An 18,381-nucleotide genomic window follows, 5' to 3' on the forward strand; every position below is an offset into this window, starting at 1 on the left:
GATCAGTTCGCGAGCCCGCCCGAGGCGTAGCCCTCGATGAACTTCCGCTGCAGCAGGAGGAAGACGATCACGACCGGGATCGCCATGATGAGCCCGGCGGCGCTCACCAGGGACCAGTCGGTGGTGAACCCCTGCTGGAAGGCGTACACGGACAGCGACGCCGGCATCGCCTCGCGGTCCTGGAGGAACGTCACCGCGAGCATGAACTCGTTGTACGCCTGAAGGCCCGCCACGAGCGCGGCGGTGAGGATGCCGGGCCAGATCATCGGGACGATGACGCGGAAGAAGACCCGCAGCTCCCCCGCGCCGTCGAGGCGTGCCGCCTCCTCGAACTCGGCGGGCAGCCCCACCAGGAACGAGCGGATGAGGAGGGTCGCGAACGGGCTGAACACCGCCCAGTAGATGATGATGAGGCCGATCCGCTCGTTGTACAGGCCCAAGAACGACCACCACGCGACCAGCGGCACGAGGAAGAGCTGCAGAGGCAGCGACGACGACACCAGCAGCCACAGGATCCACCCGCCCTTCGCGGGGAGGTCCAGGCGAGTCATCGCATAGGCCGCCATCGAGGCGATGAGGGCGACGCCGACCGCGGTCGACACCGCGATGATCGCGCTGTTCAGGAGCGCGCCGCCCATGCGCGCCTGCTCCCACGCCACGGCGAAGTTCTCCCAGTTCCACTCTCGCGGAAGGCCGATCGGGTTGGCCGCGATCTCCCGAGACGACTTCAGGGCGTTGCTCGCGAACACCAGCAGCGGCCCCACGGCGTAGACGGCGAGAAGACCGACGATGATCCACGTCACCGGACGGAAGCGGCGGCGGGGGCGGCGGACGGCGGGAGAGGCGACGGCGGTCATCAGACGTCCCATTTCAGTCGGCGGCGGAGCACGAGGTACCCGATGACGGTCACGGCGCTGATCACGGAGAGCAGCATCGCGATCGCCGAGGCGTAGCCCTGGCGACGGTTCTCGAAGGCCTCGCGGTAGAGCACCGTGCTCAGCACGTCGGTGGAGCCGGCGGGACCCCCCTGGGTCAGCACGTAGATGTAGTCGAAGACGAGGAAGGACCAGATGATCGTCATCAGGGCGAGGAACACGAAGGTGGGCCGGATCGACGGCAGCGTGATGCTCCAGAACTCGCGGACCGGGCCCGCGCCGTCCAGCTTCGCCGCCTCGTACAGCGACGGCTCCACGGCCTGCATGGCGGCCAGGAAGATGACGAGCAGGAACCCCCACCACTGCCAGGTGTTGACGAACGCCACCGAGCCCAGCGCGAGCGACGGGTTCCCGAGGAAGTTGACGTCGGCCAGGAACGGGATCCCGATCCCCGCCAGCGCGTCGCCGATCCCGCCGTCCGGGTCCATGATCTGGCGCCAGATCGCCGCGGAGATCACGGTCGCGAGGACGTACGGGATGAAGTAGAGGACGCGGAACACGATCTGCCCCCGGCGCAGGCGCGAGAGCACGAAGGCCCCGAGCAGCCCCATCGCCATGGGGACGACGAGGAAGAACAGCGTCCAGATCACGTTGTGCCACAGTGCGTTGAGGACCGCATCGGCCCGGAACAGCTCGGCGTAGTTCGCCAGGCCCACGAAGCTCGGGGAGTTCAGGCCGTCCCAGTCGGTGAACGACATCAGGATCGACGCCGTGCCCGGGCCCGTGATGACGAGCAGGTTGACGACGAGCAGCGGCGCCACGAACGCCCAGGCGATCAGGCGCCGCCGGCGGCGCAGGGCGGCGCCCCGGCGCGGAGCGGACGCGGCGGCGTCCTTCCGTGCCGGGGCGCCGAGGGCGGAGGAGGTCACTCGCGCCCCGCGGGGGTGAACGGCGTGAGGGTGCTGCCGGCGTCGAACTCCGCCTGGAAGGTCTTCTGGAGCCCGTCCAGGTACTCGGCCGACGAGACGTCCCCCGTCACGACCTTGTCGAACTCGGCGATCAGGTACGCGTCGGTCTTCGGCGGGAAGAACGTCCACGTCGCGTAGCCGACGTTGGTCGTCTCCGGGATCGCCGTGTACAGGTCCACGGTGCGGGAGTCGACCTCGGCCGGGAACTGATCGGCCGTGATGGCCAGCGGGGGCGGGTTCTCCCCGGTCCGGGCGGTGTACTCCAGCGCGCGGTCCGCGTCGCCGACGAGGTAGTCGATGAAGGAGGCCGCGGCGTCCGGGTTCTTCGACTCCGCGTTCACCGAGAGCGCGGTGCCGATCGCGAGGGGGTACACGCCCGGCGGGACGGCGTCGCTGAACGAGGGCAGCGGAGCCCACGCCCAGTCGTCGGGGTCCTCGAAGACCTGGGAGAGCGAGTTGAACGCCCATGTCCCGCTCATGTACATCGCGGTGGTGCCGTTGGCGAGGCCCGTGACGTTCGCGGTGTCGTCGGTAGTGAAGTACGACTCCGCGCCGCCGGCGAGCCAGCCCTTGTCGATCCAGCCCTTGAGCAGGTCGATCGCGGCGACGAAATCGGTGTCGGTGAACGAGGCCTCGCCGGTGAGGACGTCGTGGATCCTGTCGGGCCCGACCGCCGCGTTCAGCACGGCCGTCAGCAGCCACTCCGTCATGCCCTGGTATCCGGCGTTGCCGCCGCCGAGGGGGACGAGGCCCTTGTCCGCCGCCGCGGCCGCGACCTTCTCGAACTCGGCGAGCGTCGTCGGCGCCGTCCAGCCGTTCTCGGCGAAGACCGCCTTGTTGTAGTACAGGACCATCGATCCGTAGCCGGTCGGCACGGACGTGAGCTTGCCGTCGACCTTGCTCAGCTCGTAGGCCCAGGGCAGCAGCTTCTGCTCCCACCCGTACTCGGTCGCGTAATCGTCCAGCGCGATCGTGCGCCCGGCGCCCGCGAAGTCGGAGGCCGGCGACGGACCGCCCGCGTACACGACGTCCGGCGCCTGTCCGGCCGCGACCGCCGTGTCGGTGAGCTTGGCGATCGTCGTCAGCTCCTTCACCTCCATCTTCACGGAGGCGTCGCCGGCGTCGTTGAAGCCGTCGACGAAGATCTCCTGGAACGCCTTCTCCGTGTCGGGCGAGTAGAAGGCGCCCCAGTAGGAGACGTCGGCGGAGGAGCGTCCGCCGCCGGTGCAGGCGGTGAGCGCGAGCGCGGCGGCGGCGACGGCGCCGAGGGCTGCGAGGATGCGCGGGGAACGGTTCATGGTCTCTCTCAGGGTCGGGTGCTCGGGATTTCGGGGGTTCTCACGGGGGTGCGGGACGGATCAGCTCGACTCACGGACGAGGAGGCGGTGGGACAGGGCGACGGTCCGGGTGACCTCGTCCACCTCTCCGTCCAGGCGTTCGAGGAGCAGGCGGGCGCACGCGCGGCCGATCTCGCGCGCGGGGTTCTCGACGGTGGTGAGGGCGGGGTTGACCAGGGAGGCGGCCTCGATGTCGTCGTAGCCGGTGACGGCCAGGTCCTGAGGGACGCGCAGTCCTCGGTCGCGAGCGGCGTCCAGGGCGCCGATCGCGATGAGATCGTTCGCGGCGACGATCGCGTCCGGGCGCTCGGCGCGGTCCAGCAGCGCGGACGCCGCGCGGCGCCCGCCGTCACGGGTGAAGTCGGCGTACACGGCGTCGTCCGCCTCCGCAGCCCGCCCTGCGGCCAGCAGGGCCTCGCGATATCCCTCGAGCCGCTGCCGGGTCGGCAGCGCGTCCTCGTCACCGCCGAGGAAGACGATCCGTCGCCGGCCGCGGTCGATCAGGTGCTGCGTGATCTCACGCGCCCCGGCCACGTCATCGGTGTGCACGACGTCGCCGCTGACGCCGCTGGCCGTGCCGAGGGTGACGAACGGGATCCCTGCGTTCTGGAGTGCGGCGAGATCCTCGTCGGTGAGCCCGAACGGGGCCGCCACCATCGCGTCCACCCGGCGCGACACCAGCTGGTGGATCGTCGCATCGGGGCGCCGGTCGCTGCCGACGTCGGTGATCGTCAGCAGGATGTCGCGGTTGAGCAGCACGTCCTGCATGCCGGCCGCGACCATCGGATAGAAGGGGTTGGTCAGGGTGGGCACGATGAGCGCGATCGTCCCGGTACGTCCTCCGCGCAGCTGGGAGGCGCCGGGGTGCGGCCGATAGCCGAGCCGGGCGATCGCCTCCTCGACGCGCGCTCGGGTGGCCGGGGACACCGGGCGCTTCCGGGTGAGCACCTGCGACACCGTCGACACGCTCACCCCGGCCGCCTCCGCGACCTCGCGGATCCCTGCCATCGGTTCTTCTCCTTCGAGAGCACCCGTGCCGGGCCGATCCCGGCGATTCCTGCGCAAAAGGTTTTGCACTACGATGCATGATAGCCGCTGGATCCGGATCCGCAACACCGCGATTCCATGACCACTTCGGCGATCAGCTGGCACAAAACGTGATGAGCGGAGATGCGATGGACCACGACCGCGCCCGAGGCGCACTCCTCGGGCTCGCGATCGGCGACGCGATGGGCGCGCCGACCGAGGGGATGACGCTGGCCGCGATCCGGGAGCGATGGGGTCGCGTGCGCGACTTCGTCCAGGAGGACGCCGCGGGCACCGACGACACCGAGTACGCCGTGCTCTGCGCCCGAGGCGTGCTTGCCGCCGGATCCGCCCTCTCCCCCGAGGTCGTGGCCGCGACCTGGCTCGACGCGCTGCGGCATCAGAGCGGTGGCTTCCACGGCGCCGGGTTCAGCGAGATGATCGCGATCGCCAATCTGCACGCCGGCCTGACGCCGCCGCGCAGCGGCCAGCGCAACGCCGAGATGTGGAGCGACGGCGCGGCGATGCGCGTCGCGCCGATCGGCGTCTACGCCGCCGGAGATCCCGCCCTGGCCCGGCGCATGGCCGTCGCCGACGCGAGCGTCAGCCACTCGCGGGACGGCGTCTACGGCGCCGAGGCCGTCGCCGCCGGGGTCGCCGTCGCGATGACCGCGGACTCCGTCGACCCGGTGATCGACGCGATGGTGGACGCCCTCCCCGACGACTCGTGGTCGGCCCGCCTCGTGCGGCGGGCGTTGACGATCGCCGAGACGGGCACGGACATCCTCGAGATCGAGGAGGCGCTCTTCGCCGCGATCCCGCTGCGCCACTACATGTGGGCGGACGTCGCGCCGGAGGCCGTGGCCCTGTGCGTGGGTCTGCTGCGCGCCACCGACGGGGCTCTCGCGGTGATCGAGTCCGGCGTCAACATCGGTCGGGACTCCGACACGATCGCCGCCATGGGCGGCGCGATCGCCGGAGCACTGCACGGCATGTCGGCGCTGCCTCCGACGCACGTCGCGCAGGTCCGCTCGGTCGCCGGGCGCTGTATCGAGGCCACCCGCGGGACGGACCTCGTCGACCTCGCCGACGCGCTCGTGGAGCGAGCCGCCGCCGACCGCACGCGCAAGGAGACGGACCGATGATCCCCGAACCCACGATCGACCGCGCCGTGGGCGCGGCGCACGGCCTCGCCCTGGGCGACGCGCTCGGGTCCCCCGCGAGCGAGCACCGCACGATCAGGGACCCCTGGGTCCGCTCGATGCTGCGTCAGGGCGCCGCCGAACTGGACCGCTCCCGCGTGCATCGTCCCGTGGTGCCCTTCGTGCTGAAGGCGACCGGTGTCCACTCCCTCGCCCCGACCGACGACGCGGAGTCGTTCGCCGTGTCCGCCCAGGTGCTTCTCGCCGCGGGTGCGGACGCCTCCGCCGATGCGCTCTTCGACGCCTGGGTCGCGACCATGGACCACGACGACGTCTGGGCCAGCGGCGCCCAGCGCTCGGCCCTGCTCAATGCGGCGAGCGGCCTGCGCCCGCCGCAGACCGGTCGGGACAACCCCGCCTTCTACGACGACAGCGCGTTGCCCGGCGCCGTCGCCGCCGGCATCGCCTCGGCCGACCCCGAGGCCGCCGCCGCCCTCTCCGGACGCCTCGCCTCGATCACGCACGACGCCGTCGGCGTCGCGGCAGCCGCGGCGGTCGCCGCGCTCGTGTCGCACCTCGTGTCCGGCGCCGCCGTGGACGACGCGCTGACCGCCGCCGGCGCGGTGGCGGCGACCGACGACTGGCTGGCGGACGGGATCCGTGACGCCGAGCGGATCCTCCGGGACGCCCCGTCCCCGTTCGCCGCCCTCCCGGCGCTCATCGCCCGCTTCGCGCCGCGCACCTACAGCCACCCCGGGACCGTGGCCGAGACCCTGCCGCTCGCGCTCGGATTCGTGCGCGCCACGGGCGGCCGACACGATCAGGCGATCCCCCTGGCGATGACCGTCGCCCGCCATCAGGACAGCCTGCCCGCGATCGTCGGGGCGATCTGCGGCGCCGCCGGGAGCCCGGTGGACGGCGGCGACGTGGATGCCCTGCACGGAGTGACCGTGCCGTCGCTCGCCGGTCGCTCCCTGTCCGCCCTGGCGAGAGAGCTCAGCGGGCTGCGCGAGGCGCGGTGCGCTCCCTGAGCGTTCGCCGCGAATCCGTGACACACGGCCTCCCGATTTGGGCCGGACGCGGATCCCGCACTATGGTTACAAATCGATAACAGACGACTCCGTCTGCCCGAGGAGCTCACCATCAACTCGCGATCCCCCGAAGCCGCGTCAACTGAAGAACACGTCACCGAGGCACCCTCCTCGGTTCCCGGTACCCCGCCGGGACTGCTGCGACGAGACCTGCGGCGCGCACAGACGACGACGTCCGCCCCTGCATCCGAGGCCTCACCCGCCGCCGCACGCCCCCACGGCCCCGACGGTCAGGCCGGCCCCGACACTCCGCCCGGCGACGGCGCCCGTCGCGTCCGTCGGCACGCAGACGCCCCTCGCGGCACCGGGGCGCGGACGACTCCCCCCTCTGCCCCCCGCTCCGCGCCGGCGAGCACCGGTCGCACGGCGGCGTCGGCCGGGTCGCGTCCGGCGGCCCGAACCACCCCCTCCGGAGCCTCGTTCGCGCCCCGCCGCCCCGGGGTCCGGCGCATCAGCCGCACCGCCGGCGTCGCGCTCGCGGTGACCGCGCTCGTGTGCGGGACGACCATCCCGGCGATCGGGCTCGTGCAGTCCGGTGCCGCCGTCTCCTCGTCGGCGGCCGCCGCGGACATCCGCGCCCAGTCGTTCACCGCCAACGCCGAGGTCCTTCCGGACGTGAGCATCCGCGGGTCCTACACGGCGACCACTCCCGACGAGCTCGAGGAGATCCAGGCCGTCGCCGCTGCCACCGCACGCAGCGGCATCGCTCCGATCGCGAAGCCGGGCCAGGTGATCATCCCGATGTCCGCCGGCTCCTACACGATGACGGACGGCTTCGGCGAGAGCCGTCCCGGCCGCAGTCACATGGGCCAGGACTACGCCGCCTCCGTCGGCACGCCGATCTACGCGGCGGCCGACGGCGTGGTCTCGATGTCCCAGGAGAGCTACGGCGGCTACGGCGTGACCGTGCAGATCGAGCACGATCTCGGAGGCGGAGCCTCGGCGATCTCGACCCTGTACGGGCACATGGACTACGGCACCAGGGCCGTCGAGGTGGGCGAACGCGTCACCGCCGGACAGTACCTGGGCAACGTCGGCTCAACGGGCTACATCTTCGGCTCATGCCTGCACTTCGAGGTGCACGTGAACGGTGCCCCGATCGACCCGCTCCCCTGGCTCGAGGCCAACGTCCGCTGACCCCGCGAGGATCAGCCGCGCCGCTCGGTGAGGTGCACGGTCACCGTGTCCCCCGTAGCCTTGCCGATGCGTCGGCGGACGGCGGCGGAGACCGGCAGCTTGTGCGTGCCGTCGCCGAGCGCCATGAAGGAGCTCTCGAACGGCTCGCCGTCGACGGTGCCGCTCACCTTGACGAGCCCGCGGGTCCCGAAGTACTCCGCAGACCCCTCCATCTGCACGTAGGTCCATCCGCCCTTGGCGTCGCTCGTGACGAGGGGCGCGGTGAACGTGACGTCCAGCGGTCCGGTCTTCGTGCTCATGTTCGTGTTCGTGTCGTCCATGATCGTCTTTTCCTTCCGGTTCGTTCGTGTCAGTGCAGGAGGCCGATCGCCACGGCGATCAGCAGGAGCTTCAGGAGCCAGTCGCCGGCGTGCAGCACGGCGGTGGGGACGGGCGCACGATCCCACCCCACCGAGCCCGTGAGGAGCACGACCGGGAAGACGATCCACAGCACGACGGCGAGCAGCAGCACGCCCGGCAGATCCGTCATCCCGGCCTGCGTCGCGAGCCACGCGAACCCGGAAGCGAGCACGGCCGTGCGCAGGAGCTCGGCCAGGACCCGCACCGGGCCCGGCTTCCCGCGCTCCACGGCACGGCCCCCGGTCGCCCTCCGCTCCCACGGCGTCAGCACCATGTAATACACGGAGCTGAGGATGAACGCCGCCACCGTGGCGACGGCGATGCCGATCCCGATCATGTCACCCTCCAATTTGAGTACTTACCCGTACGCTATACCTCCCCATGCGTACTGTCTAGTACTATTTAGGGATGGACGTCATCGATCGCCCCACGCCGCCCCGACGCCGAGGGCGTCCGGGCGGACTGACCGGCCCGGAGCTGCTCGCGGTGGCTCGCGACATCTTTCTCCGGGAGGGGTACGCGGCCACCACCATGGACGCGGTGGCCGCGGGCGCGCGGATCTCCAAGCAGACGCTGTACCGTCAGCACGGCACGAAGGAGGACCTCTTCTCCGCCGTCGTAGCGGACTGGGTCGACCGGGGCCGAGACGCCATGAAGCCGCACCGGGAGAGACTCCTCGCGGGCGGCGATCCCCGCGCGGCCCTGCTCGACCTCGCGGCGGCACTGCAGAACGGCGTCCTGAGCTACCCCGTGGTGCGCATGCGGAGCCTGGTGATCTCCGAGGCCGAGCGGCTGCCCGCGGTGGCCGGTGACTATGTGCGCCGCAGCTGGGACCGCAACGAGTCCCTGCTCGCCGACGCGCTCGCCGACCTGGACGCACGGGGCGTGCTCGACGTCCCCGACCCGCGTACGGCGGCGCGTCAGTTCACCTGGCTGGTCGTCGGCACGCCGCTGGACCGGGCGACGCTCACGGCCGGCGCGGCGCGTCTGTCCCCGGAGGACCTGTCGGTCCTCGCGCGCGAAGGCGTCGAGACCTTCCTCGCCCGTTACGGACGCTGACCGCCGACGGCGTCCGCCCTCTTCCCTTGACCTTGACACGGTGACAAGGTCGATGCTGGAGGGCGGAGGTGGTCGAGATGACCCGGACAGACCGGACGGACCCGGTGACGACGATGCGGCACGCCCTGGAGGCGACGTCGTCGTCGACCCGACTGCAGGCCGCGCTCGCGGCGGGCACGCGCCCCGCGGAGGCGTTCGTGCCGCCGCTCGTGGAGCGCTGCGCGGTCGAGCCGGACTTCTTCGTGCGTGACATGCTCACCTGGGCGCTCACCCGCCACGACCCGCGGATCGTGGTCCCGCTCCTGCTCGCGGAGCTGGCGTCCCCGATCCCGCAGGCCCGGAGCCAGGCCTTGCACACGCTGTCGAAGATCGGCGACCCGGCCACGTGGTCCGCGATCACCGACGAGCTGCTGCGCGACGAGGACGACGAGGTCGCGCGCGCGGCCTGGCGCGCCGCGTCCGGCCTCGTCCCCGCGGACGGGGTCACCGCGCTGGCGGAGACGCTCGCGACGCAGTTCGGCCGGGGCGATCTCGCGCTGCAGCGGAGTCTCAGCCGCGCGTTCGCCGTCCTCGACGCACCCGCCGCCCCCGCCGTCGCGTCGGCGCGCCGCCACGCCGCGGAGCACGTGCGCCTGCACGCCCTCGCCACGGAGCGGATCATGGCGGACCCGGACGAGGGGTTCGAGACCGCGCTCGCCGAGGCGCGACGACTGGTCGCCCTCCGCGCTGCGCCCCGGACGGGGACGGGGACGGCCGGATGCTGATCGGCGAGGTGGCGGAGCGCTCGGGGGTGAGCGCCCGGATGCTCCGCCACTACGACCGGATCGGCCTGGTCTCGCCCGCGCAGCGCACCGCCGGCGGCTATCGCAGGTACGCGGAGGAGGACCTCGCGCGCCTCTTCCATGTGGAGGGACTTCGTTCGCTGGGCCTCGGACTTGCGGAGGTCGCCGCTCTCCTCGATGACCCGTCGTACCGGCCCGCCGAGCTGGTTGACCGGCTCATCGCCCGCACGCGCGAACGACTGGCGAGGGAGACGAGCCTGCTGCACGATCTGACCCGGGTGCGGGCGAGCGCCCCGGACGGGTGGGCGGACGTGTTGCGGACAGTCGCTCTGCTTCGCGGCCTGGACGCGGAGAGCCCGTCCGCACGGCAGCGGCTCGCGCTGGGCCTGGAGGGCGACGAGCGCGAGGCCGCTGCCGTCGTGGACGCCGCGCTGGCGGAGGCCGATCCGAACGCCGCCGGCGCCCTCGACTGGGCGCTCGCTCAGATCGGGGACGGCGTCGTCCCCGATCTCGTCGATGCTCTCGGCTCCGGGGAACCCGATCGCCGCCGTCGCGCCGTGGAGGCGCTGCAGAAGCTCGGCACATCCCGCGCGCAGGAAGCGCTGGCCGCCGCCGATCCGCATCCCGACCCGTTCGTCCGGGCTCGCGCCCTCCTCGCCCGAGGGCGCCGCGGCGACGTCGACGCGATCACCGGCCTGGTCGCGCTCGTCGTCGAGGGGCGCGACGACGTGGAGGCGGCCGACGCCCTGACCGCCCTCGCGCTCCGCGAGGAGCCGATCCCGGTCGTCGCCGCTCTCCGGGACGCATTGGACGGCGCCGACGAGGCGGCGCGCGCCCGCCTCGTCGCCGCTCTGGCGGAGATCCCCGGCCCCGAGGCGGACGCGCTGCTGAGGGAGCGGACGGAGGATCCGGACCGCCGAGTCGCCCTCACCGCCGCCGCGCTGCTGCGCCGTCGGAGCGAGGCCCCGACCGGACGGGAGGGAGCCGCCGGGATCAGCCGCGGAGGTAGACCGTCGCCGTCTCGGTGAAGAAGTCCCGGGCGGCCGCGCCCTGTTCCTTGGGACCGAGCGCGCTCGCCGCGGTGCCGCCGAACGGCACATGGAGGTCGGCGCCGGCGGAGGCGGAGTTCACATGGACCACCCCCACGCGTATGTCCTCGATCGCCGCGAGCGCGTCGGCCAGGCTCGTCGTGAACACCGCGGTGGACAGCCCGTACTGGCTGTCGTTGACCAGGCGGATCCCCTCCGCGGTGGACGAGACGCGGCGCACGCCGACCACGGGTCCGAAGAGCTCTTCGGTCCAGAGCTCCCCCGGCTCGTCGTCGTCCAGCTCGAACACCGACGGCGGGACGAAGTACCCCTCCGCGAGCGGCCCTGACGTGTACGGCTCGGGAGCGAGCACGGGCGTCGCGGTGGCCCGTGCTCGCGTGAGCGCCGCGACGACCCGGTCGCGGGCGACCGCGTCCACCACCGGCCCCACCTCCGCGCCCTCGTCCAGCGCGTCGCCCACGGTCATCGCCGCGGTGCGGGCCGCGAGCCGGCGGAGGAAATCGTCGGCGACGTCCTCGTGCACGATGACGCGCGAGGTCGCCGTGCACTTCTGGCCGGCGGCGCGGAACGCCCCGAGGGCCACCTGCTCGACCGCGACGTCGAGATCCGCGTCGGCCAGGACAAGCGAGGCGTTCTTCCCGCCGAGCTCGCCCTGGAAGGGGACGCCGCGTCCGGCGAGCTGTGCGGCGATCATCCGGCCGACCCGCGTGGAGCCGGTGAAGGTGACCGCGTCGACGTCCGCATGCCCCACGATGGCCTCGCCGACCTCGGGGGCGCCGTTGACGAGGTTCAGCACGCCTCGGGGAAGACCGGCGCCCTCCAGCGCCTGCGCAAAGCGCATCGCCAGGAGCGGGACGGAGGTCGCCGGCTTCCACACCACGGTGTTCCCCCAGACGAGTGCCGGGGCGAGCTTCCAGGCCGGGATCGAGATCGGGAAGTTGAACGGCGTGATCGCGCCGACGACCCCGACCGGGCGACGGATCACCAGGATGCGCTCCCCCGGGGTCGGCGATTCGAAGACCTCGCCGCTCTGGCGCTCGACCTCCTGAGCGTGGAACCGGAGGATGTTCGCGGCGTGACCGGTCTCCGCGACCGCCTCGACCAGCGTCTTCCCCTCCTCGCGGGCGAGCTCGCGCCCCCAGTCCTCGCGATGCGCCTCGATGGCGTCCGCCGCCCGGAGGAGGATCGCCGCGCGAGCACGTGCGGGCGTTCTCCGCCACCCCTCGAACGCGGCCCGGGCGGCGCGGAAGGCCGTGTCGACGTCGGCCGCCGAGGCCCCGCGCCCCTCAGCCACGACGTCCGACGGACGACTCGGGTTCAGGTCGACGAGAGGCTCCCCGCCCCCGGCGATCCACCGCCCGTCGACGAAGTGACGGATCTCGGACGCGCTCATGACAGCTCCTCGGAGGCGACGGGACGGAAGGCCGGGAATCCGGTGATGTGGGCGCCGAGCACCAGGGTGTGGATCTCGTCGGTCCCCTCGTAGGTGCGGACGGACTCCAGGTTCGACGCATGCCGCAGCGGCGAGTAGTCGCCGGAGACGCCGTTGCCGCCGAGGATGGTCCGCGCCTCGCGCGCGATCGCGATGGCGGCACGCGTGTTGCCGAGCTTCGCGACGGAGATCTGGTGCGGAGCGAGCCGGCCGGCGTCCTTCAGCCGGCCCAGGCGCAGAGCGACCAGCTGCGCCTTCTCGATCTCCAGCGCCATGTCGACGAGCTTCTGCTGGGTGAGCTGGAAGGCGCCGATGGGCTGGTTGAACTGCATCCGCGACCGCGAGTATGCGAGGGCCGTCGCGTAGCTGTCCCGCGCCGCCCCGACGACGCCCCACCCGATCCCGTAGCGGGCCTCGTTCAGGCAGGCGAACGGGGCGCGCAGCCCTCGCGCCTCGGGCAGCTGGGCATCGGCCGGCAGGCGCACGTCGGTCAGGGCGATGTCGCACTGGATCGAGGCGCGCATCGACAGCTTCGGGGCGATGGGCGTGGCGACGAAGCCCTCCGTGTCGGTGGGGACGAGGAAGCCCCGCACACCGTCGTCGGTCTGCGCCCAGATCACGGCGACGTGCGCGATCGAGGCGAGCCCGATCCAGCGCTTGGCCCCGTTCAGGACCCAGCCGTCGCCCTCGCGGCGCGCGAACGTCGTCATGCTGGACGGATCCGACCCGGAGTTCGGCTCGGTGAGCCCGAAGCACCCGATGACCTCGCCGCGGGCCATCCGCGGCAGCCACCGCTGCTTCTGCTCCTCACTGCCGTGCTTGTGGATCGCGCTCATGGCGAGCGACCCCTGCACGGACACGAAGGTGCGAAGGCCCGAATCCCCCGCCTCCAGTTCCATGGCGGCGAGCCCGTACTCGACGGCGCTGCGCCCCGCGCATCCGTAGCCGGTGAGGTGCATCCCCAGCACGCCCAGATCCGCGAGCTCGGGAACGAGGTCGGTCGGGAACACCGCGCGGTCGTACCAGTCGGCGATGTGGGGACGGATCCGGGCGTCGACGAAGGCGCGCACGCGGTCGCGCACCGCCCGTTCGTCGTCGGTGAGCAGTTCGTCGAAGTCGAGCAGATCGGGAACGGCGGTCATGCGGCGGCCTCCTCGGCGGCGATGGATCGGATGGCGGTGGTGAGGATCGTGAGCCCCGTCTCCAGGATGGACTCGTCGATGACGAGCGGCGGCAGAAGGCGGATGACGTTCCCCTGCGTGCCGCAGGTGAGCGTCACGACCCCCGCGGCATGGCACGCGGCGGAGATCCGCTGCGCGAGGTCGGGCCGCGGGGCGAGCGTGCCCGGGTCGGCGAGCTCCACCGCCATCATGGCTCCGCGCCCGCGGACCTCGGCGACGAACGCCGCCTCCGCGACGAGGGGCTCCAGATGGTCCCGGATGATCCGCTCGATGCGGGCGACCCGCGGAAGCAGCCCGGGGTCCTCCAGCACCTCGAAGACCGCGAGGGCGGCCGCGCAGGCCAGAGGGTTCCCCGCATAGGTGCCGCCGAGCCCGCCGGCGTGCGCGGCGTCCATGATCTCGGCGCGTCCCGTCACGGCACTCAGCGGGAGGCCGCCACCGAGCGCCTTGGCGGTGAGCGTGAGGTCACCGGCGACCCCCTCGTGCGCGCTCGCGAAGAGCGCGCCCGTGCGGCCCAGTCCGGTCTGGATCTCGTCCACGACGAGCACGATGCCGTGCGCGTCCGCGATGCGGCGCAGCCCCGGGAGGAAGCCGGGGGCCGGGACGACGAAGCCGCCCTCGCCCTGGATGGGCTCGACCACGAGCGCCGCGAAATGCTCGGGGCCGTGCCCGGCGATGATCCGCTCGATCTCGGTCAGGGCGGTCTCGGCGTCGCCGCCTCGCAACGGGTTGGCGTTCGGCCCCCGGACGACCTCGCCGGGGAACGGCCCGAAGGAGGTCTTGTACGGGTGCTCCTTCGCGGTCATCGCCATGGTGAGCAGCGAACGGCCGTGGTAGGCCTCGTCGACCACGAGCACACCGGGTCGTCCGGTGTACGCGCGGGCGATCTTCACCGCGTTCTCGACCGCCTCCGCGCCGGTGCTGAACAGACCGGTGCGCTTCGCGAAGTCGCCGGGGACGTTCTCGTTGAGCCATTCGGCCACGCGCACGAATCCCTCGTACTCGGTCACCATGAAACAGGTGTGGGTGAAGAGGTCGAGCTGCGCCGCGACGCTCTCGCGGACCCGCGGGTTCGCGGCGCCCACGCTGGTGACGGCGATCCCCGAGGCGAGGTCGATGAGGGTGTTGCCGTCCACGTCCTCGAGCGTCGACGTGCCGGCACGCGCGACGAAGACCGGCAGCGTGATCCCGAAGCCCGGGGGCACGGACGCCTCACGCCGGGCGTGGAGCTCACGGGAACGAGGGCCGGGGATCTCGGTGCGCAGGAGGGGAACGGTCGTCATGGGATCGACGCTAGGGCTCCGCTCGTCGCGGGTTCTATGCGGTCCGCCCAGATCTTGCGGTGTCGGTGTGCATCCCGCACACTGACAGGATGGTCTCCCTCGGCGCGCTCGTGCGCACGGCCGGTTCCGCCCTGCGCCCGCTGGCGCCGTTCGACGCCGCGCGTCCGCTCACCGGCGTGCACGTCTCCGAGCTCGACGATCCCGGACGCTACCTGGACGGCGGCGAGTTCCTCCTGACGACCGGCATCCCGCTGCTGACCCGGTCGATCGACGAGTACGTCGACCGGCTCCGCGCGTCCGGCATCGGCGCGATCGGGATCGGCCTCGGCGAGGGGTGGGACGATGCGCCGTCCGCGCTGATCGACGCCTGCCGCGACCACGGCATCCCGCTGTTCGCGGTGCCGGACGGCGTCCCCTTCCTCGACGTCTCGCGCGCGTACTGGTCGCTCGCCGGCCAGGGCGGCAGGGACGAGGCGGCGCGCGCGGCGCACGCGCACACGCGTCTCGCCCAGGCCGCAGCGGGGCGGGATCCGATCGCATCGGTCGTGCGTCAGCTCGCGCAGGCCATCGGAGGCTGGGTCGCGTGGCTGCCGTTCCGCCAGAGCCGGACGGCGGAGCGCCTGCATCCCGCGTCCCTGGAGGGCATGCTCCCCGCGGTCCGCGACGACGTCGAGCGGTCGATCCTGCGATCCGGGGCGCGGGCGGCCTCGTTCGTCTCGCACGGATCCGCAGTCGTCGCCCACGCCGTGACCGACGGCGCCGACACGATCGGGGCGATCGCGCTCGGCACGGGACGCCCGCTCTCCCGGGCCGACCAGCAGCTCGCGCTCACCGCGTCCGCGCTGATCGGTCTCGCCCTCGTCCCGGGATCGACCGGTCCGGAGCGGTGGATCACGGAACTGGCGCTGGACGGGGAGGCGGGCGCCGCGCGCGCCCTGGCCCGGACCGCCGGCGTGGCGCTGCCGGCGTCCGTACGCGTCCTGGTGTCGGCGGCGTCCTCCGGGCACGCGCTCTCGGGCTCTCGCGACGGGCTTCACGTCGCGCTTGTGCCCGCCGATGTCGTGCCGGACGGGACCCTCGGGGTGCTGAGCGCACCGGTGGGGATGGAGGACGTGCCGTCCGCGGCCGCCCGGATGCGCGCCCTGCACCGCACGACGGCACCGGATGATCTCGTGATCGAACCGGAGTCGCGCGCCGCCCGCTGGGCCGAGGCGCTCGCGAACGCGGATCCGGCGCTCGAGACGACCGTCGTGGCGTACCTCCGCCAGCGCCACCAGACGGAGCGCGCGGCGCGGGAGCTCGGCGTGCACCGGAACACGGTGCGACCCCGCCTCGTCGCGGCGGAACGGCTCCTCGAGGCCTCCCTGGACGACCCGGACGTCGCGGCCGAGCTGTGGATCGCGCTCCGCGACCGCGGCGCCTAGCGGGCCGCGTCCAGCCAGGCGCGGATGGCCGGATCGTGCTCGCCGAGGCGTGGCGGTGCCGCCGGCCGGACGGGGATCTCCGGCGTCCACCGGAGCGGCGAACGGATCTGGCGCGAGCGCCGCCCGTCCGCGCCTCGCGCCTCCTGCACGGGCTCCAGGCCCAGCCGTTCCGCCAGCGCGATCCCCTCTCCGATCGTGTTCACGACACCCGCGGCCACGCCCACTCGGTTCAGACGCTCGGCCCAGACCCCCGCCGGGCCCTCCGCCAGCGCGGACTCCAGCTCCTGGACCAGGGCCGCGCGGTGCCGGACCCGGTCCGGGTTCCTCGCGAAGCGCGGGTCGGCCGCGAGCTCGGGCCGACCGAGCTCCTGCGTCATCCGGGCGAACTGCGCATCGTTGCCGCAGGCCACGGCGATCGGCGCGTCCGCGCACTGCAACGACTCGTACGGCGCGATCGACGGGTGGCGGTTGCCGAGTCGCCCGGGCTCGACCCCCGCGCCGAGGTGCGCGGACACCTGGTTCACCAGGGCGGCCTGGAGGCTCGACAGGAGGTTGACCTCGATCTTCGAGCCGCGCCCGGTCCGCTCTCGACGCCGGAGCGCGGCGAGGATGCCGATGACGGCGTCCTTGCCCGTGAGCACGTCCACCAGGGCGACGCCGGCTTTCATGGCGTCGCCCCCGGCCTCGCCGGTGATGTGCATGAGCCCGCCCACCGCCTGCGCGACGAAGTCGTAGCCCGGAAGGGCCGCCCCTTCGCCGAGTCCGAAGCCGCTGACGGACGCGTAGACGAGACCGGGGTGGTCCTCGGACAGGCGTTCCCAGTCGAAGCCGAGCGCCGCGAACAGCCCGGGGCGGAAGTTCTCGATCACGACGTCGCTGCGGGCGATGAGCTCGTGCGCTCGATCCCGGTCCCCGGGGTCCGTGAGGTCGAGGGCGACCGACTCCTTGCCGCGGTTGGCCGACTCGAAATAGGTCGTCATGCCGGAGTCGGCATACGGCGGACCCCACGCCCGGGTGTCATCGCCCGTGCCGGGACGCTCGACCTTGATGACGCGGGCGCCGAGGTCCGCCAGCGTCATGGTCGCCAGGGGCCCGGCGAGGACCCGGGAGAAGTCCGCGACGACGATGCCCTCCAGCGGCGCGCTCACGCCCGCACCCGCAACGGGTGGGCCGTGGAGTCCCGAGCGACGACCGAGATGGGGAACTCGACGTCCGTCCCCGGCTCGGCCCTGCCCTCCAGCAGGTCGATGAGCAGCTCCGAGCAGGCGACGCCGGACTCTCGGGGGCGCAGGTCGATGGACGTGATCGACGGCGAGAGGAACGGCAGCGACGGGTGATCGACGCAGGAGACCACGGTGATGTCCTCGCCGATGGTCCGCCCCTGACGTCCCAGCACCGCCACCACCTCGATGGCGCTGGAGTCGGGGCCGCAGATGATCACGTCGGTGTCCGGGTGCTCCCGCAGCAGCCGCTCCGTCGACTCCCGGACGGCGAGCCACGGCGCCTCGAAGGACACCGGGGCCAGCACCGGGTCGAGCCCCCGGTCCGCGCAGGCCGCACGGAAGCCGGCCACCAGCTGCCGCGACCAGTCCGTCGCGTCCGGCGCCACCAGCAGCGCCGGGTGCCGCGCGCCCGTCACGTCGATCTCCGCGAAGAGCCTGCGCATCCCGGCCTCGTGCGACGACCAGACGACGCCCGCCGGCGTCCCCGGCACGTCCTCGGGAAGGTGCTCCTGGGTCACGATCGGCATCCCGGACTCCATGAGGGCGGGCAGGCCCGGGTCTCCGGACAGGGGGTCGCCGATGATGAGCCCGTCCGCACGGATGGGCCGCGACCGCCCCGAGGACACCGAGGGGCTGACGATGGTCACGTCGATATCGTGCGCCGCAGCGCTGGTCACGATGCCGAACGTGAAGGCCATGTAGTACGACGAGCGCGACACGACCTCCGGCAGGACGATCCCGATGGTCCCGATCGATCCGCCGCGCAGATGACGGGCCGCGGTGTTGACCGAGTAGCCGAGCTCGGCGGCCGCTGCGAGGACCGCCTCGCGCGTGGCCGTGGAGACCCGCCCGACACCGCTCAGCGCATCGGAGGCCGTGGTCTTCCCGACCCCGGCGCGCCGAGCGACGTCGATCAAACGGGCGCGCCGTGGCTCTTGCATGCTGCCGATTCTAACCACACCCAGCACACCGT

General features: G+C 72.7%; 18 protein-coding genes. 7 read left to right on the forward strand and 11 right to left on the reverse strand.

Annotated features, from left to right (window positions below):
• Positions 1-2 precede the first annotated feature (2 nt).
• The 4 genes from K8F61_RS06235 to K8F61_RS06250 are packed head-to-tail and all read right to left on the reverse strand — an operon-like array spanning position 3 to position 4,188.
• Positions 3-857, reverse strand: a complete 855-nt coding sequence (locus tag K8F61_RS06235) for a carbohydrate ABC transporter permease (protein WP_231821052.1) — start codon at positions 855-857, stop codon at positions 3-5.
• Complete coding sequence (locus K8F61_RS06240) at positions 857-1,804, reverse strand: carbohydrate ABC transporter permease (protein ID WP_231821053.1); 948 nt, start codon at positions 1,802-1,804, stop codon at positions 857-859. Before K8F61_RS06240 ends, K8F61_RS06235 begins: the two co-directional genes overlap by 1 nt.
• Positions 1,801-3,141, reverse strand: a complete 1,341-nt coding sequence (locus K8F61_RS06245; RefSeq protein ID WP_231821054.1) for an ABC transporter substrate-binding protein — start codon at positions 3,139-3,141, stop codon at positions 1,801-1,803. The genes K8F61_RS06240 and K8F61_RS06245 overlap by 4 nt, the downstream gene beginning before the upstream one ends.
• A gap of 60 nt (positions 3,142-3,201) precedes the next feature.
• A complete protein-coding gene (locus tag K8F61_RS06250; protein ID WP_231821055.1) occupies positions 3,202-4,188 on the reverse strand; it encodes a LacI family DNA-binding transcriptional regulator in 987 nt (328 codons plus the stop codon).
• A gap of 167 nt (positions 4,189-4,355) precedes the next feature.
• Between K8F61_RS06250 and K8F61_RS06255 the strand changes: the two genes are divergently transcribed.
• The 3 genes from K8F61_RS06255 (at position 4,356) to K8F61_RS06265 (ending at position 7,576) form a co-directional block, all read left to right on the forward strand.
• Positions 4,356-5,351 (forward strand): ADP-ribosylglycohydrolase family protein, encoded by a 996-nt coding sequence (locus tag K8F61_RS06255; RefSeq protein ID WP_231821056.1) that lies wholly within the window; start codon positions 4,356-4,358, stop codon positions 5,349-5,351.
• Positions 5,348-6,379 (forward strand): ADP-ribosylglycohydrolase family protein, encoded by a 1,032-nt coding sequence (locus K8F61_RS06260; RefSeq protein ID WP_231821057.1) that lies wholly within the window; start codon positions 5,348-5,350, stop codon positions 6,377-6,379. The genes K8F61_RS06255 and K8F61_RS06260 overlap by 4 nt, the downstream gene beginning before the upstream one ends.
• 540 nt (positions 6,380-6,919) lie before the next feature.
• Positions 6,920-7,576, forward strand: a complete 657-nt coding sequence (locus K8F61_RS06265; RefSeq protein WP_231821058.1) for a M23 family metallopeptidase — start codon at positions 6,920-6,922, stop codon at positions 7,574-7,576.
• Positions 7,577-7,587: 11 nt separating this feature from the next.
• Here K8F61_RS06265 and K8F61_RS06270 read toward each other — a convergent pair whose 3' ends face one another.
• Positions 7,588-7,896, reverse strand: a complete 309-nt coding sequence (locus K8F61_RS06270; protein WP_231821059.1) for a DUF1905 domain-containing protein — start codon at positions 7,894-7,896, stop codon at positions 7,588-7,590.
• A gap of 29 nt (positions 7,897-7,925) precedes the next feature.
• Positions 7,926-8,312, reverse strand: coding sequence for a DUF1761 domain-containing protein (locus tag K8F61_RS06275; protein WP_219087055.1), 387 nt, complete (start codon positions 8,310-8,312; stop codon positions 7,926-7,928).
• Positions 8,313-8,383: 71 nt separating this feature from the next.
• On the opposite strand from K8F61_RS06275, the gene K8F61_RS06280 reads away from it, so the two are divergent.
• From K8F61_RS06280 to K8F61_RS06290, 3 genes are all read left to right on the forward strand, one after another.
• The gene (locus K8F61_RS06280; protein ID WP_231821060.1) at positions 8,384-9,034 is read left to right on the forward strand and encodes a TetR/AcrR family transcriptional regulator; all 651 of its coding nucleotides are present in this window, start codon (positions 8,384-8,386) and stop codon (positions 9,032-9,034) included.
• 77 nt (positions 9,035-9,111) lie between these two features.
• Positions 9,112-9,798, forward strand: coding sequence for a HEAT repeat domain-containing protein (locus K8F61_RS06285; RefSeq protein WP_231821061.1), 687 nt, complete (start codon positions 9,112-9,114; stop codon positions 9,796-9,798).
• Complete coding sequence (locus tag K8F61_RS06290) at positions 9,792-10,844, forward strand: MerR family DNA-binding transcriptional regulator (RefSeq protein ID WP_067244700.1); 1,053 nt, start codon at positions 9,792-9,794, stop codon at positions 10,842-10,844. The genes K8F61_RS06285 and K8F61_RS06290 overlap by 7 nt, the downstream gene beginning before the upstream one ends.
• Here the strand turns inward: K8F61_RS06290 and K8F61_RS06295 are convergent.
• Genes K8F61_RS06295 through gabT form a run of 3 tightly spaced genes read right to left on the reverse strand, consistent with a single transcriptional unit; the run spans position 10,810 to position 14,761 of the window.
• Positions 10,810-12,258 (reverse strand): aldehyde dehydrogenase family protein, encoded by a 1,449-nt coding sequence (locus tag K8F61_RS06295; protein WP_231821062.1) that lies wholly within the window; start codon positions 12,256-12,258, stop codon positions 10,810-10,812. The two genes, K8F61_RS06290 and K8F61_RS06295, sit on opposite strands and share 35 nt — an antisense overlap.
• Positions 12,255-13,439, reverse strand: coding sequence for an acyl-CoA dehydrogenase family protein (locus tag K8F61_RS06300; protein WP_231821063.1), 1,185 nt, complete (start codon positions 13,437-13,439; stop codon positions 12,255-12,257). Before K8F61_RS06300 ends, K8F61_RS06295 begins: the two co-directional genes overlap by 4 nt.
• A complete protein-coding gene (gene gabT / locus K8F61_RS06305; RefSeq protein ID WP_231821064.1) occupies positions 13,436-14,761 on the reverse strand; it encodes a 4-aminobutyrate--2-oxoglutarate transaminase in 1,326 nt (441 codons plus the stop codon). The genes K8F61_RS06300 and gabT overlap by 4 nt, the downstream gene beginning before the upstream one ends.
• Before the next feature lie 89 nt (positions 14,762-14,850).
• Between gabT and K8F61_RS06310 the strand changes: the two genes are divergently transcribed.
• Positions 14,851-16,185 (forward strand): PucR family transcriptional regulator, encoded by a 1,335-nt coding sequence (locus K8F61_RS06310; protein WP_231821065.1) that lies wholly within the window; start codon positions 14,851-14,853, stop codon positions 16,183-16,185.
• Here the strand turns inward: K8F61_RS06310 and K8F61_RS06315 are convergent.
• Both K8F61_RS06315 and K8F61_RS06320 read right to left on the reverse strand, forming a co-directional pair.
• A complete protein-coding gene (locus tag K8F61_RS06315) occupies positions 16,182-17,333 on the reverse strand; it encodes a CaiB/BaiF CoA transferase family protein (protein WP_231821066.1) in 1,152 nt (383 codons plus the stop codon). The genes K8F61_RS06310 and K8F61_RS06315 overlap by 4 nt on opposite strands.
• Positions 17,330-18,349: a LacI family DNA-binding transcriptional regulator gene (locus K8F61_RS06320; protein WP_084344437.1), complete on the reverse strand. Its 1,020-nt coding sequence runs from the start codon at positions 18,347-18,349 to the stop codon at positions 17,330-17,332. Before K8F61_RS06320 ends, K8F61_RS06315 begins: the two co-directional genes overlap by 4 nt.
• Positions 18,350-18,381: the final 32 nt, after the last annotated feature.

The sequence above is a fragment of the Microbacterium resistens genome, assembly GCF_021172025.1.
Lineage (GTDB): Bacteria > Actinomycetota > Actinomycetes > Actinomycetales > Microbacteriaceae > Microbacterium > Microbacterium resistens.

Bases quoted from the DNA above. Each gene is read 5' to 3' on its own strand.
- K8F61_RS06300 (WP_231821063.1), bottom strand. From the start codon at position 13,439: ATGACCGCCGTTCCCGATCTGCTCGACTTCGACGAACTGCTCACCGAC.
- K8F61_RS06260 (WP_231821057.1), top strand. From the start codon at position 5,348: ATGATCCCCGAACCCACGATCGACCGCGCCGTGGGCGCGGCGCACGGC.
- K8F61_RS06250 (WP_231821055.1), bottom strand. From the start codon at position 4,188: ATGGCAGGGATCCGCGAGGTCGCGGAGGCGGCCGGGGTGAGCGTGTCG.
- K8F61_RS06280 (WP_231821060.1), top strand. From the start codon at position 8,384: ATGGACGTCATCGATCGCCCCACGCCGCCCCGACGCCGAGGGCGTCCG.
- K8F61_RS06290 (WP_067244700.1), top strand. From the start codon at position 9,792: ATGCTGATCGGCGAGGTGGCGGAGCGCTCGGGGGTGAGCGCCCGGATG.
- K8F61_RS06255 (WP_231821056.1), top strand. From the start codon at position 4,356: ATGGACCACGACCGCGCCCGAGGCGCACTCCTCGGGCTCGCGATCGGC.
- K8F61_RS06235 (WP_231821052.1), bottom strand. From the start codon at position 857: ATGACCGCCGTCGCCTCTCCCGCCGTCCGCCGCCCCCGCCGCCGCTTC.
- K8F61_RS06285 (WP_231821061.1), top strand. From the start codon at position 9,112: ATGACCCGGACAGACCGGACGGACCCGGTGACGACGATGCGGCACGCC.
- K8F61_RS06275 (WP_219087055.1), bottom strand. From the start codon at position 8,312: ATGATCGGGATCGGCATCGCCGTCGCCACGGTGGCGGCGTTCATCCTC.
- K8F61_RS06310 (WP_231821065.1), top strand. From the start codon at position 14,851: ATGGTCTCCCTCGGCGCGCTCGTGCGCACGGCCGGTTCCGCCCTGCGC.
- K8F61_RS06320 (WP_084344437.1), bottom strand. From the start codon at position 18,349: ATGCAAGAGCCACGGCGCGCCCGTTTGATCGACGTCGCTCGGCGCGCC.
- K8F61_RS06270 (WP_231821059.1), bottom strand. From the start codon at position 7,896: ATGGACGACACGAACACGAACATGAGCACGAAGACCGGACCGCTGGAC.
- gabT (WP_231821064.1), bottom strand. From the start codon at position 14,761: ATGACGACCGTTCCCCTCCTGCGCACCGAGATCCCCGGCCCTCGTTCC.
- K8F61_RS06295 (WP_231821062.1), bottom strand. From the start codon at position 12,258: ATGAGCGCGTCCGAGATCCGTCACTTCGTCGACGGGCGGTGGATCGCC.
- K8F61_RS06245 (WP_231821054.1), bottom strand. From the start codon at position 3,141: ATGAACCGTTCCCCGCGCATCCTCGCAGCCCTCGGCGCCGTCGCCGCC.